Annotated in this window: 15 protein-coding genes and 1 pseudogene; 14 read left to right on the top strand and 2 right to left on the bottom strand. The window is 38.3% G+C overall.

Annotated features, from left to right (window positions below; genetic code table 11):
* Window positions 1-509 precede the first annotated feature (509 nt).
* Window positions 510-1,085, bottom strand: a complete 576-nt coding sequence (locus ACM1ND_RS13470) for a TetR/AcrR family transcriptional regulator (RefSeq protein WP_068939620.1) — start codon at window positions 1,083-1,085, stop codon at window positions 510-512.
* A gap of 177 nt (window positions 1,086-1,262) precedes the next feature.
* Between ACM1ND_RS13470 and ACM1ND_RS13465 the strand changes: the two genes are divergently transcribed.
* The 13 genes from ACM1ND_RS13465 to ACM1ND_RS13405 all read left to right on the top strand — a co-directional run bounded on the left by ACM1ND_RS13465 (window position 1,263) and on the right by ACM1ND_RS13405 (window position 13,454).
* A complete protein-coding gene (locus ACM1ND_RS13465) occupies window positions 1,263-2,003 on the top strand; it encodes an SDR family oxidoreductase (RefSeq protein WP_028541588.1) in 741 nt (246 codons plus the stop codon).
* Between the two features lie 1,482 nt (window positions 2,004-3,485).
* Window positions 3,486-3,788, top strand: a complete 303-nt coding sequence (locus ACM1ND_RS13460; protein ID WP_034095039.1) for a PTS sugar transporter subunit IIB — start codon at window positions 3,486-3,488, stop codon at window positions 3,786-3,788.
* A gap of 14 nt (window positions 3,789-3,802) precedes the next feature.
* Entirely contained in the window at window positions 3,803-5,056 is a 1,254-nt protein-coding gene (locus ACM1ND_RS13455) for a PTS transporter subunit IIC (protein WP_023988790.1), read from the top strand.
* 22 nt (window positions 5,057-5,078) lie between these two features.
* A complete protein-coding gene (rpe, locus tag ACM1ND_RS13450) occupies window positions 5,079-5,744 on the top strand; it encodes a ribulose-phosphate 3-epimerase (RefSeq protein ID WP_023988789.1) in 666 nt (221 codons plus the stop codon).
* A complete protein-coding gene (locus tag ACM1ND_RS13445; RefSeq protein WP_023988788.1) occupies window positions 5,741-6,793 on the top strand; it encodes a galactitol-1-phosphate 5-dehydrogenase in 1,053 nt (350 codons plus the stop codon). The genes rpe and ACM1ND_RS13445 overlap by 4 nt, the downstream gene beginning before the upstream one ends.
* 10 nt (window positions 6,794-6,803) lie before the next feature.
* Entirely contained in the window at window positions 6,804-7,367 is a 564-nt protein-coding gene (gene hxlB, locus ACM1ND_RS13440) for a 6-phospho-3-hexuloisomerase (protein WP_025722481.1), read from the top strand.
* 161 nt (window positions 7,368-7,528) lie between these two features.
* Complete coding sequence (locus tag ACM1ND_RS13435; RefSeq protein ID WP_053325503.1) at window positions 7,529-9,589, top strand: BglG family transcription antiterminator; 2,061 nt, start codon at window positions 7,529-7,531, stop codon at window positions 9,587-9,589.
* Between the two features lie 45 nt (window positions 9,590-9,634).
* Entirely contained in the window at window positions 9,635-10,108 is a 474-nt protein-coding gene (locus ACM1ND_RS13430) for a PTS sugar transporter subunit IIA (RefSeq protein ID WP_023988785.1), read from the top strand.
* 37 nt (window positions 10,109-10,145) lie between these two features.
* Complete coding sequence (locus ACM1ND_RS13425) at window positions 10,146-10,394, top strand: DUF6250 domain-containing protein (RefSeq protein ID WP_028541584.1); 249 nt, start codon at window positions 10,146-10,148, stop codon at window positions 10,392-10,394.
* A 206-nt stretch (window positions 10,395-10,600) separates the two neighbouring features.
* Window positions 10,601-10,981 carry a hypothetical protein gene (locus tag ACM1ND_RS13420; RefSeq protein WP_023988669.1) on the top strand — a complete coding sequence of 127 codons (381 nt, stop codon included), beginning with the start codon at window positions 10,601-10,603 and terminating at the stop codon, window positions 10,979-10,981.
* Window positions 10,888-11,349: a class I SAM-dependent methyltransferase gene (locus ACM1ND_RS13415; protein WP_231118765.1), complete on the top strand. Its 462-nt coding sequence runs from the start codon at window positions 10,888-10,890 to the stop codon at window positions 11,347-11,349. The genes ACM1ND_RS13420 and ACM1ND_RS13415 overlap by 94 nt, the downstream gene beginning before the upstream one ends.
* 517 nt (window positions 11,350-11,866) lie before the next feature.
* A complete protein-coding gene (locus ACM1ND_RS13410; RefSeq protein ID WP_023988782.1) occupies window positions 11,867-12,844 on the top strand; it encodes a cation diffusion facilitator family transporter in 978 nt (325 codons plus the stop codon).
* Window positions 12,845-13,106: 262 nt separating this feature from the next.
* Window positions 13,107-13,454, top strand: a complete 348-nt coding sequence (locus ACM1ND_RS13405; protein WP_028541583.1) for a hypothetical protein — start codon at window positions 13,107-13,109, stop codon at window positions 13,452-13,454.
* Window positions 13,455-13,548: 94 nt separating this feature from the next.
* Here ACM1ND_RS13405 and ACM1ND_RS13400 read toward each other — a convergent pair.
* Window positions 13,549-13,882 (bottom strand): annotated as a pseudogene (locus ACM1ND_RS13400) (transposase); the annotation flags it as partial.
* A 139-nt stretch (window positions 13,883-14,021) separates the two neighbouring features.
* Here ACM1ND_RS13400 and ACM1ND_RS13395 point away from each other — a divergent pair.
* A complete protein-coding gene (locus ACM1ND_RS13395; protein WP_023988778.1) occupies window positions 14,022-14,492 on the top strand; it encodes a Wadjet anti-phage system protein JetD domain-containing protein in 471 nt (156 codons plus the stop codon).
* Window positions 14,493-14,565 lie beyond the last annotated feature (73 nt).

The raw sequence follows: 14,565 nt of genomic DNA, 5'->3' as shown, positions 1-14,565 counted from the left end.
ACAATTAATTATTCCGAGGTTTTCGAGATTAGGTACAGAGGTTAAATTGAGGGTGTTCGTGTAGACAGGATTATTATGGCAAAGGAATTGGAGAGTCCCCATTTTGTTATACTATTAATGAGGCTAAAACAATGGGTTACGAAATAATCTAACTGACAACCATACACACCGTAAAGATGCTACAGATTCAATAAACGACTTGGATTTGTTGCTAGTCAAGATAGTATGAAATTCACTCAGTAATTAGTCCATACAACTAACGCGAAACGTTAGTTGTACAACAGTATGGAGCAGTTTTGCCAGTTGGCAGCTGCTCCATTTTTATTAAGCTAACCAGGTTAGCGCAGCCGGCCAAACGATCGGCTGATCTTTTCATTACGCTTATGGGCAGGTTAGTGGAATTAATGTAAAGAAGGGAACACTTCATAACCGTGGCCTAGAATTGCCGAACCCCATTAGGTAGCGTTTGCGTAAAAGCGAAAGGATAAAGTTCTGAGATACATTCAATGCTACTTCGGATAAACTTGATTCTTTTCAAATAAATTCCTAACCTGATCGGCCATAAATTGTGTGGAATGCGGCATTTGATGACGTACCCACCACTCCACAATGCCAATAAAAGCAGAGGCCATGAATTGGGCTTTTAACTCATTGTCGATAACGGGCTTATTGTCAGTACTTTCCATTTTATTCATAAGATTGACTGAGATGAAATTCAGCAATCGGTCCCGGAATAGAAAGGCTCTTTGATTGGAAAACATAGCAGAGAAAAACTGGAAATTGTCACGCAAATAATCAAAAACCGGTTTGGGCTCTTGTACCATTCCTTGGCTAAGCGGATTGGCCTCCCGTTTCTTGCACAACGAAATCAATTCGTTGATGTGATCTTCAATGCATTTATCCAAAAGGTCGTATTTGTCACTGTAATGCAGATAAACGGTGCCGCGGTTAACATTGGCACGCTCCGCTATCTCGTTAATAGTGATTTGTTCAAAGTCTTTTTCCGAAAAAAGCTCCAGAAACGACTTCGTTATGGACTGCTTGGTTCGGAGAATGCGTCGGTCGGTTTTAACAGCGTTTTCCATTCCTTTCGTTACCTCCTTCAGTTAATCAACAATTCTTAGGGTGTTGTTGTATATAAAACAAATACGCATCCATTAACCATTGAGTAATCGGGGCTTCTGTCTATAATATTAATCAACGACCGTTAAATATTCAACACACGTCACCAAGAAAAATTTTGGGTAAAGGAGCATTTAACAATGGAAAATATACGAGATAAAGTGGTGATTATAACTGGAGCCTCCAGCGGAATAGGGGAAGCTACAGCGAAGTTGTTGGCACAAAATGGCGCAAAGGTGGTATTGGCAGCCAGAAGAGAGGAACGTCTGCATGCGATTGCTAATGAAATTAAACAGGGTGGCGGCGAGGCCGTTTCTGTAAAAGCAGACGTCGTTTCTGCCGAAGATATGCAGAATTTGGCCAAGTTTACCTTAAGTGTATATGGCCGAATTGATGTATTGGTGAACAATGCAGGGGTCATGCCGAGTTCCAGGCTGAATGAATTAAGAGTAGAAGAGTGGGATCAAATGATCGATGTGAACATCAAAGGCGTTTTATACGGTATCGCAGCGGTATTGCCTACCATGCGGGAGCAGCAGTCCGGTCATATCATTAACCTATCCTCTACAGCCGGTTATCATGTGTCCCCTACAAATGCCGTATACGCGGCCACCAAGTTCGCAGTTAGAGCCATCTCGGAAGGGCTGCGCTTGGAAGAGTCTTCGACTTCGCGTATTAGATCTACCTTGATTGCTCCTGGTCTGACGAAGACCGAACTTTTTGACAGCATTACCAGCCCGGAAGTGCAGACGATCGCCAATCAAATAAGCGGCATAGGGATTTCTCCTTACAGTATTGCTAGAGCCATCGCGTTTGCCATTAATGAACCTGATGACACCCTAATCAGTGAAATTATGGTTAGGCCGACCGCGTTGCCTTGAACATTTCCAAACAAGATGATAGGGAATTTTCCTTATGGCTGAAAATCAAAATACTGGTCATCCACCATCTAAGGCTATTATCCAACTGTAAGCTGATAACGGAAAGATGAATTTACTTTATATATAACAAGAGCTATCATGTTAAATTGTTTTTTGAACTAACTGGGAACGTTAGTTCAATGAAACAGCGACAGTCTAGGACTTTATTTTCTGTCGCTGTTTCAATTTCTAGGGTAAGTCTAAAACTTATTTTATGGAGTCTGACGGTATGACAATTCAAAAAGCCGCGCGGAATAAGAACATCCAGTCTAATCGGGAGACAAGAACATGGTCCCATTGAAAGTCACTATTATAGCGGCTTTTTTGTTTTATCGGTACAGGTTCTTGTCCCGATTGCCGTAATGAACACAAACATGATCCAATTAACAATTAGACATTTATCTATACATTTGTAAAATAGCAAATGTCGTTATGCTTACCTCAGAAATTTCAGAGTAAGACTTTAAATTTCATCAGTGGGGAGACGATTGCCCCTGATCCGCCCCAAATGCTCTTCTACTGCCATCTGCAGGAGCGCTAGAAGCTTTACTACAAAACCGCAGTGAAAGAAACAGACCACTTCAGATTGAAGTAAAAGTAATTTAAGTAATTTAGTTTAAGAAAAAGGAATGCTTAAAGTCGATCTGAAAAATGCCTGTTAGTGGTCGTGGAGCACTTAGTGATCTTAATGCACCTTCATATCTATTCTCTATATTAACTGACCCTCGCATCAAAAACATCGAATAAGATTGATCAAGGAGTGGATTTTGAATAATGATGTCTTTAACCCACAGTAACAACCATCATCAGATTCCAAGTGGTTTTTCGAGCACATTTTAACAACCTGCGAAAATGATCGTCAATCGAATTGATGTAATTTGACATAGGCTTAACAATTAATAAAATTCTTGGTTTCGAGGGGGGATTGGAGAAATGTAGCTGTAGTTCAGCAAACCTGGAGCTGTCATATATACGAGTGAGACAAAATGGAATCAACCCGGGCAATACCAAATCTGCACTGCTAAGTGTCATTTCCTCCGTTGTGGCAGATGTGGGTTCCTCTCCATAGGACGTCATGTACCAGAATTCATCACCTCTCACGTCTACATGTTGCAGCTCAGCCTCGTCTACCGTTGTACCCAACCCGGAACTCGTTGATACGATTGAATTCATTGGAATAGATGGATTTTAACCTGAAAAATATCGAGGGAAAATCATTTTTTTCATCACTATATTGTACAACCTGTTGTCTATAAAGTGGGATGTAAACGAATACAACAATTGAATTCATCATGTTATTATGAATCCACAGCAAGAAAGAAGTTAATCCTGCTGAGTAAAAGGAAATATAAAACAATTTGCAAGGAGGATTTTTTCAACCCTTTGGGATTGGAAATGGATTTAAAACTAGCTTCGAAAACTAACATACCAGGAGGAATTAACATGTCAAATTCAAAAATTAAAATCGCCGTAGCTTGTGGAAGCGGAGTAGCAACTTCTACTATCGCAGCAGATGGAGTGAAAGAGGTATTAAAAGAAGCAGGAATTGAACATTACGATATCATTAAAACGAGTATGACGGAATTACCGAATATTATTGACAACGTCGATATTGTTCTGACAACTAATAATTTTAAAACCGATGAAAAGCCATATATGAATATCATGGGATTTGTAACAGGGCTTAATGAAGAAAAATTGAAAAATCAATTGGCTGAAAAACTGCTGGATTTAAAAAATAGTTAAGGTGGTAGATCATAATGGATACTGTGCATAATATTATTAAATCTATTACTGATATGGGAGCAACAGCTATTTTACCAATAATAATCACCGTATTAGGTCTAGTTTTTCGAATGAAAATTGGAAACGCTATCAAATCAGGCCTTTTAGTTGGGGTAGGCTTCTTAGGTTTAACATTAGTTGTTGGCTTGCTCAATTCCTCCCTAAAACCGGCAGTTGATTATTATGCAAAAATCGGTTCTGGATTTACAATTGCAGATATTGGATGGCCAGCTGTAGGGGCGGCATCTTGGGTGCCTCCTTTTGCAGCATTAGCAATTCCTCTTGGTTTAATTATTAATCTAGTATTAGTTCGACTTAGATGGACAAAAACGTTAAATGTGGATATATGGAATTACATGCATTTTCTAATTCCAGGAGCTTTGGCTTACTTTCTTTTTGACAGTTTCTGGTTAGGGTTGGTAGTAACATTGGTGATGTCTGTTATTGCTCTATTCGTTGGTGATTTAATTGCTTCAAAATGGCAAGAATACTTTGGTTTAGAAGGTACAACCTGCACAACTATTATTTATTCAGCTTGGGGTTATCCGATTGCCTGGCTGGTAAATAGAATCATTGATTTCATTCCTGGTTTAAATAAATTGGAGTTTTCTCTGAGTAAAATTAATAAAAAAATAGGCGTTCTCGGGGACCCAGTTATTATTGGATTTATTGTTGGATTAGTTTTAGGGGCAATTACTAAAAGACCTGTTACAGAGATAGTGACTATGGCCACAGGGATAGCTGGAGTTATGGTATTAATGCCTAAAGTTGTTGGAGTGATGATGGACGGGCTATCTCCAATTGGGAAATCGGCAAAAGACTTTATGATTAAACGCATGGGGAATAACTCCAATCTAAATGTGGGGATGGATATTGCGCTAGGCTTAGGCGATCCGACTACTATTACAACTACAGTCGTTTCTATTCCAATTGTTATGTTATTGGCACTCATTTTACCTGGAGTTCAGTTCTTTCCAATAGGACTGTTAATGTCTGTTACCTATATTTCTGTAATGTGTACGTTAACAAGTAAAGGAAATCTATTCCGTTCTATTGTGTCGACAGTAGTATTTTGTATTATCACATTTTATTTGGCAGGATTTGTTGCACCAGGTGCAACACAGATGCTTAACAGCGCAGGTGTCGAGTTAAAAGGTTTAGGGACAGATGTTACTTTTTCTGAGATATGGAACTTATTAATTTATTGGGTAAGCACTTTAGTTAAATAAAGACTAGAGAAGAGGAAAAATAATGAATCTGATTTTACCTTCAATATTTGCAGCAGATTTAATGAACTTAAAAAGTGAATGCGATGTTTTATATGAAGAAGGATTTCAAGTACTTCATGTAGATATGATGGACGGAAACTTCGTCCCTCATATCGCATTTGGACCAGAACAAATTAAAAATATAAAAAAACAAGTGAATATGAAATTAGATGTTCACATGATGGTATCAGCCCCAGAGCAGCATATAGCGAGTGTATTGGACACTGGAGCAGAAATGATATCAGTTCACTATGAATCAACTCCTCATATTCGTTTTGTCATTGATCAGATTAAGCAACATGGAAGGAAAGCAGGGATCGTCATTAATCCTGGGACGGACACCTTTATATTGAAACCTTTTCTAAACATCATTGACTATGTTCTAGTTATGTCGATCAATCCAGGAAGACCTAATCAAGTTTTTATGGAAGAAACGATTGATAGAATAAGAGAACTGAAAGTAATGATAGGTCAACGAGATATTCAGATCGAAGTTGATGGTGGAGTAGATGAGAGTATAGCTAGTCAATGTATCGAAGCTGGAGCATCTTTGGTTGTCATCGGATCATATTTATTTTCGAATAACAAAGCACATGTGAAGAATTTGAAAAGTCTAGAACATGGAGAGAGAAAGGATGAGAGAAAATGAAATCATTAAAACTGTATGGTGCCAGAGACATACGTTTTGGAGGAGCGGAAAAACCTCAAATACTGGATGGAAAAGATGTCATTGTAAAAATAAAAGCATGTGGCATTTGTGGATCTGATATCTCTCGATATAAAAAATTGGGTGCAGTCACACCTGGTCAGGTATGGGGACATGAATTTGCAGGTGTTGTAGAACAAGTTGGCGATCAAGTAACAGATCTAAAAGTTGGAGACCATGTTGCTGGATGTCCAGCACTAATTGAAGAAGATGATTATTATTATCGAGCAGGTCAACCAGCTAGAGCGAATTCATTGCATGCAATAGGTGCTAAGGAACCTGGTGGATTCGCCGAATACATTAAACTCCCAGAGAAGAATTTAGTTAAAGTACCTGATGATTTGGATTTCGAATCAGCTTCTATGGTAGAACCTTCTACTGTAGTTTTACATGGGTATTATCGAACCAATCTATCGGTGGGCGACGATGTGGTCATTGTTGGAGCAGGGGGAACCATTGGGTTGTTTGCTGTTCAATGGGCAAAAATATTTGGCGCGAAAAAAGTAATTGCGGTTGATATTGATGATGAAAAACTTCAAATTGCGAAGGAATTAGGCGCCGATTATACGATAAATTCTCTGAATGAAGATGTTCTGACAAAGGTCGCTGAATATACGGATGGCATGAATGCAGATATTGTAGTTGAAGCAGCTGGAACGCCCCATACAGCAGCAACTGTGTTTGGTTACGCCAAAAAAGGCGGCGGAGTTGTGTTCCTAGGTATCCCTTATGCAGACGTTGCGATGGAAAGATTTTATTTTGAAAAAATCCTAAGAAGTGAGTTAACCGTGTGGGGATCATGGAGTTGTGTATCCGCACCATTCCCAGGTAAGGAATGGGCAACGACTGTTCACTTTATGCACAATAACAGATTAAATACTAAAAAAATGATTACACATCGTATACCGCTTGAAGAAGGTTCAGAAATGTTTGAACGATTAATGGAAAGAAAAGAACTTATCGGCAAGGTAATCATGTATCCAGAAAGCTGAAGGTGAACTTATGGACAAATTAATTAAACAAATGGAAGTCATTATGAAAGAATTAGAAAGAAGTATTTCCTTAATGAATGTTGGTGAAAGTGAACAAATTCTACAAGTCTTGTATAATACAAAGCGGATTTTCCTTGCTGGTTCAGGGAGATCAGGTTTAGCGATCCGTGCTTTCGCTAATCGACTGTTGCACTTAGGTAAAACGGTTTATATTGTTGGTGATATTACTACTCCAAGCATTCAAGCAGAGGATATTTTATTTATTGGTTCTGGTTCAGGAGAAACCGCTGGTCTAATAGTAAATGCAAAAAAAGCAAAGCAATCAGGAGCAAAGGTAATTCTTAATACAACGAATTCGCAGTCGACTTTGGGGAAACTAGCTGATTACATGCTTTTAATTAATGTTGACAATAAAGAAACGGATACTGATTTAATGGAATCTTCTATTCAACCAATGGGATCGGCATTTGAGCAATTAAGTCTTCTCTTGTATGATGCGATTGTTTTGGAATGGGTAGCTAATTTTAATGAAACCTATGATGACATGAAATTAAGACATGCTAATTTGGAATAAACGTTTGATTTGAGGCAGAACAAAATTTCGATTCTTCACAGAGCGCCTCCAAGAGCAAAGATTAAATTGAGTAATTTGAATACGACCTAAACTTGAAGCCTCTTATATAATCCTCTGGAGCTGTCAATATTATTATTAACAAGGAAGGAGGAGAGAGAGCCATGCAGCTTGATGATAGAAGCAGCAGCTTGCTGCAAGAATTGTTATCAAATCCAAGTGTGAAGAGTAAGAACTTGGAACATAAGTATGGTTTAAGCCGCAGGCAAATCAGTTACAGCCTTGAAAAAATCAATGACTGGTTAGAGGGCCAACGCCTACCAAAAATTGAACGGAATAAACAGGGTGTTTTTATTGTTGATGCTACTCTCTTCTCTGCTGTGCCTAATGAAGTAAACAAGCCTTCGACAAAAAAATATATTTTTTCTGAAGCAGAGCGAGTAGAACTTATTATTCTGATCCTACTGAGTCGTAGTGAAGAATTATCTTTATTTCATTTTACCAGTTCCATTTACGTAAGCAAGAATACCATACTAAATGATCTAAAAGCAGCACAAGAATTAGTCGAACCTTATGATCTTAGTATCCGTTATTCCCGGTTATCTGGTTACTCAATTGAGGGTGTTGAATTTCAAAAAAGAAAGTTATTGATTGATGTCGTTAACAAAATTCATCACATGTACAATGGGGAAAAATGGGTTCAACAGTTAGCAGAGATCACTGAAAAAGAAGTGCAACAGATTCATGAACGTCTTGAAAAGATTGAAAGCCATCTGAGCTTGAAATTTACAGATGATAAGATGAAAACTTTGCCGCATATCCTACTGATCTTGCTGCGAAGAATCAAACTTGGGAAAACAATAAATTCCTCTCATATTAGCTATGAAGAATTATCGGATACCAAGGAGTACCAAGCGGTTCAAGAACTACTATCGGATTTGGTGCATATCCCGACCGAGGAAAGATTATTCATCACACTGCAAATTCTTACGACGAATGTTTCCTCATCTGAGCTCCTTGGGGAAGACATTGTATCAGATTTAAATCAGGCATTGAAAAAGATGCTGGAGCGATTTGAGAAAATGTCCTGCATCCTCTTACAAGACAAAAAGCAGTTGTTGCATATGATCATGCTGCATATAAAACCTGCATATTATCGCATTAAATACAAACTTACTATTACTAATCCACTACAAGAAACAATTAATAGTGAATTCATAGAACTGCACCACCTTGTAAAAAAGTCAGCAAAACCTTTAGCTGATTACATTGGCTGTGATATTCCAGATAGTGAATGCACTTATTTAACGATGCTGATAGGCGGTTGGTTAACAAAGCAAGGAGACAGCATTCTGAGTAAAACAAAAGCAGTAGTGGTCTGCGCTAACGGAGTATCCGTTTCTAAGCTTTTACTAATTACTTTGAATGATTTATTTCCTGAATTCATTTTTTTAGATTCCTTATCTGTGAGAGAATTCAAGATGTATGATTTGGAATATGACATTGTTTTTTCTTCCGTATATCTGCAAACGAACAAACGACTATTTATAGTCAAGCCAATATTACAAAAGGAAGAAAAGATCTCTCTACGAAAACAAGTGATGGAATTATTGCATGGATTCACTCCATCTGAATTAAGTTTGAAAAATATTCTGGAGATCGTTGAGAAATATGCAACCGTTCAGAACAGGCAACTTCTTGCAAAGGAATTACAACACTACTTTACAAGCCATCACTCGTTGTCTTTCAAATCACAACCCGAATTACAAAAGACAAATTTGCATGACCTGATAACGCCGGAGAATATTACATTGCTTCCTTCAGTATCATCTTGGGAAGAGGCTATACGATTAGGGGCGCTACCGCTGCTGCTTCAAGGGAGTATCCAACCTTCTTATGTAGAAGCTATGATCCAACATTACGATGTGGAAGATCCGTATATCATTATTAGCCCAAATGTGGCAATTCCTCATGATAGTCCTGAAAGTGGGGTAAACGAAGTAGCTATGAGCTTGCTCCGTTTAGAGCAAGGCGTTGAATTTGCAAGAAATAGGCCGATAAACATCGTTATTATCATAGCCGCTGTCGATAAACAACAGCACTTAAGGGCATTGGTTCAGTTAATGAAACTTGTTGAAAGTAAAGATGATTGTGAAGCTATCATTCAAGCCCAAAGTGCAATGGATATCCATAGTATCATCAAAAAATATGGTACGGATTATTAAAAAGATATCTATGTTTTCCGATTTTTATAAAAGGGAGTAATTATTATGAGCGCAAAAACGATAAATGGACTCGTGTTTGATCAGGATTTAATTCAACTGCACGCACGTTACGATTCGAGGGAAGAGCTTATCAAAAGCTTTGGAAAAAAGATAGAAGAGAAAAATTATGCCAAAAAAGGATATACAGAATCTTTGCTTCAACGTGAAATCGAATATCCGACCGGAATCAACATGGGGACAATTGGTATAGCAATTCCACATACAAATAAAGAATTCGTTAACGAAACTGCTATTGCCGTTGCAGTTTTAGATAATAGCATAGAGTTCGAGGATATGGGGGGATCTGATGTAACTGTCAACGCAGAAATTGTGATGGTACTTGTAGTAAAAAATCCTAAGATGCACATCTCATTTTTAAAGAACTTAACAAGTTTGTTTCAAGAAGAAAAATTCGTTAAACGTTTTCAAAATGCAACTAATCCTGCCGAGATCGAGGAAATACTCTTGAAGTTGCTTTAATAGAGACACATAAAATAATGTTGTAAAATTAATTAAATTGGTTGATGGGACCGGATATGAAATTGCGACATATAACAATGATGGAAAACTGGATTTACAGCCAAATACAGATTATCATCTCAAAGTAGAAGCGCAAGGCAATATCACTAAGGTTTATTTGAACAATAAATTAGTTATCGACACAAAAGATCAAACTTATAAAGAAGGATACTTTGGTCTCAATGTATGGAATACAACGGCTTTTTTTAATGATGTTAAAGTGAAACTAAAACATAAAGATGAATGATTAAGAAAAGTTAAATAATGATATTTGTATCTCTATGGATTTAGTTTGTGTCGCCGCACAGCGACACAAACTTTTTTTAATTATTTGATCCATTTTCAGAGACAGAATACTTAATCCTGTTTGGTTCAATGTACATCGACACAAAGTTTCCAATCAAAACTACCTTATAAAATCCAAGCTTAAGCAGGAAATTTGCAGAAACGGTTATGATTGAAGACGATACCTTCTATATATGGGGTGAAGAATGCATTGTAAGCAAAATATCAAGTGAGAAAGGCATAAAGTTGGAAGAGCAATTTTTGTTTGTATTTAATCGAATTGAACAAACCAAACATAACTTAATGATGGGGGCATTATCAATGAATAAGGAAGATGAGAAATTACTGCAATATTATCTGGAACTCAAAGGTCCGAATGCGGGGGAATGGAACTCTTCTCCACAGTGCCTTCACACACAGTTGGTGACAAGAGATTACGTAAGAAGACATTCGATATTTTTGATGAAATCCAAGTATGTAATGTTGGTATCGGAACTGGAGATTGGGACGATTACCTTGGATATTGGCTTAAGGGAAGAGGTGGTTTAACCAGCATTGATATTGACGAAAGTATTTGCGAGATATTTGAGTATAGACAACAGAGGGAGCAGCATCCGAATCCATCAAAAGTTTTATGCAGGAGCATATTCGATTCCGATTTGCCTCAAGAAGCCTTTGATATTGTAACCCTAATTGGGTCCGCTATTAATGAAACAGGGGACTTCAAAAAATGCTTAGATTCGTGTTTTAGTTTAATCAAGCATGGGGGATATTTGATGTTTATGGCAAGTTTAAAATATACACCCGTTGAAATGTTAGAGGAATACATAAGTAATACTAAGTATCATATTGTGCAAAAAACTGTATACGAAGTGTTCCTTGAATATCCGTTTTTCATCAGCAAAATCAGAAAATAATCAGGCTAAGTGTAAATTGACTTACTGTAACCACTCTATTTGTATAGGCTTGGTTGCACAATCTTTGGTACTTCGCGAATAATTTTTTCTTTTATTTGCGATATAAAAGTTTTCATTTGTAAAGTGATTATTTATATTCTTACCTTCAGTCAGTCATTTTCGTTGAAAGTTCTTTACCTCGGTTGGTGACGGTAAAGAACTTGCCAACGAGATCTGAAGGGGTTACCTATGAGAGCGATACCTTGCCCCGCTCCGATGCAGTTCGGCATATTTCTGCGTGTTTGTCCCATATAATTTCCACCTTAGGCTTAGATTTTGTTCAATCAAGAATGAGGGTTGACACCTATATCGGGAACAAATATAATAAGGCTAATCAAAACACATGAACAGTTGATCATATGTTTATATAAATTCAATTCGTTTCTTTCAAACTGTATAGAGAGGGAATGAAAAGTCGATCGAAACAGTGGAAAGGTATTATGACAAACCATTCAATTAGTTTAAGGAGAGGATAACGGTGTCCGTAAACAATCATGGTCATGACCATGGACATAACCATAAGCATGTACATACCAACAATAAAAAAGTACTCCTGATTTCATTCATCATTATTACGGTGTATATGATTATCGAAGCGGTTGGAGGTGTGATTACCAACAGTTTGGCTCTGCTTTCCGATGCGGGTCATATGTTGTCCGATTCCATCGCTTTAGGGGTGGCTTTGCTTGCATTCACATTTGGCTCCAAAGCTGTAAACACAGGGAAAACATACGGCTACAGGAGATTTGAAATTTTAGCTGCAGCCCTTAACGGTGTTACGTTGATCGGCATTTCACTTTACATTTTTTACGAGGCGATTGAGCGGTTTATGAATCCTCCGGAAGTAGCCACATTTGGCATGTTGATTATCAGTACCATCGGATTGCTTATAAATCTGTTGGTTGCGTGGATTATGATGCGTGGAAGTGACACCAAGGAAAACCTGAATATGCGCAGTGCCTATTTGCACGTACTCAGTGATATGCTGGGGTCAGTTGGCGCCATTGCCGCAGCTCTTATGATGATGTTTTTTGGCTTGGGCTGGGCAGATCCGCTTGCTAGTGTCGTTGTCGCGGGACTTGTTTTACGTAGCGGTTACTTTGTCACAAAATCGTCCTTGCATGTTTTGATGGAAGGGACGCCCGAAAATGTTGATATGAACGAAATTGTCAATTCGATCCGAAGGATAGATGGTGTTAAGGGAGTCCATGATGTACACATTTGGTCCATTACAAGCAGCATGAACGCTCTTACTGCTCATGTTGTCGTTAACGGAGAAAAATCGATCTATGAAACCGAAGTGATTCTAAAAAAAATCAAACACATGCTGGAACACAAAGAAATCTGGCACGTGACCTTACAAGTTATGTCGTCCGAACGGCATGCTCACGATAGCTCGATTTTATGTACCGTCAAAGCCGATGTGACGGATGCGCATGCTCATCATCACCATTGATGGACACGGAATCGTCAACATCAACCACTGTAGACGAAATGAATTTATTCCCCCACAAGCGGCCTCTCCACTCCATAGTGTGATGAGGCTGTTCTGCTACTTATGGAAACTAAATTTAAAATGCCGCCAAATGAGGCGAAAAAACTGCATTCATTGCTCTTTAAGAAAGCAAAGGCATACTTTCGTGAACAGTCTAAAGAGAAGCCTAATCCAACTAATGCAGAAGTGCTTTGTTATATTTTAAGTGGGGAGGTAAAGTAAATTGGCTCGTCCGGTTTCTTTCAGTAGCAGCGACTTGGCATGGGAATGTGCACAAGTAAAAAGAAAGCTTTTAAATGATGTCAAAAAGGGGCGATTATCGCGTCTTTCAAAATCAGATGTGTACGATATGATTGCAAAACGCCCGCGAATCAGATTGAAAAGCTCGCGAATGTTGTGGACGGGTTCCTATAAGGAATATTTGGAAAAATGGTTCACCAAATTGAATGAGGAAATACAATTAATCCTAGACTCGGCCTCTGAAGGAGAACCAACGATTACAAGTCCTGAGATTGTAGCCCAGGAGCACCGGGAATTGCAAGCCAAGGTTACTCATTTACACAGCTTATAAGTACGTATAAAGATGCTTTGGACGAATTACGCATAGAGAACGGACAGTACCGAGAATTAATCAGCCAGCGTTTCGGAGATATTGACTTATTCTAATGATCCTGAATGTCCCGTGTACTGATACCCTTCGCATACATATGTGCTCCTCAATGCCGGTCACATTCGTTTGATTTTTCTTCACGACTACAGGTTCAAATTCTACATCACCGTATTCGGAGGTTACGGTTTTCTTACTGTTGTAGCCGTCGCGGCTGTTTCTCGTTTGTTTGTTTTTACATCATGTTTCTCATAACCGGGATGCGTATCCAGTTCGGCTTCTAATGCTTCTTGAAGTACATCTGCAAATAATTCCTTTAATGTCCATTGAATATCTTCTGCCGATTGAAAATTATGCTCTTTTACGAATTGACGTAATTCTTGTTTTGACAATAATCCGCTTCAGGTCACCATGTGCTTATTCCTCCAACTTTGATCTAGTAGTCAGTATTGACAAATTTATCTCAGTTGAAGTAAAGATTATGTCCAAACTAAATTGTTACTTCAAGCCTTGTACGGAATTGAATTACAAATGGGTGAATCTCTCCCGGAGCGACTATTCTTTGGTGTGACGGTTCACTCGCAATTAATGAAAGCAGGCCGCGTGATAGATTTGAGGGCTGAACGCATTCTTATCATTGGAAATAAAACTGTATTTCATGAATATATCCAATCGTTATCGAGAATTGGTAATTTGTTAGAGAAGAAGATCATTGTTGTTTATCTTGGAGGTTTTCCAGGACCGGATAAACGATTTTTTCTTCGGCAAATCCAAGATAAATTTGATAAAAATGGTCTTCAGATTGAAGTTCAGTTTTGGGGCGACATCGATTGGGGAGGGTTCCAAATATTCCGGCATTTGCAAAAATCAGTGTTTCCACAACTACGACCCTATCGTATGGATAAGACTACTTTCCATCAGCATTTGGATTGGGCAGAAACCTTCACTGCAGATTATCAAGTCAAATTGGAGCAGCTACTGGAAAACACGGATAATTCCTAGTTTCACGGATTAATTCGAGAGATGTTGTGTACGGGCAAGCGTTTAGAGCAAGAAGCTATACTATTATAAACTG

The organism is Paenibacillus sp. JJ1722 (assembly GCF_048282685.1).
In the GTDB taxonomy this organism is placed as follows: Bacteria; Bacillota; Bacilli; order Paenibacillales; family Paenibacillaceae; genus Paenibacillus; species Paenibacillus polymyxa_B.
The sequence above is the reverse complement of the archived record's forward strand: the minus strand, read 5'-3'. Positions and strand labels throughout refer to the sequence as shown.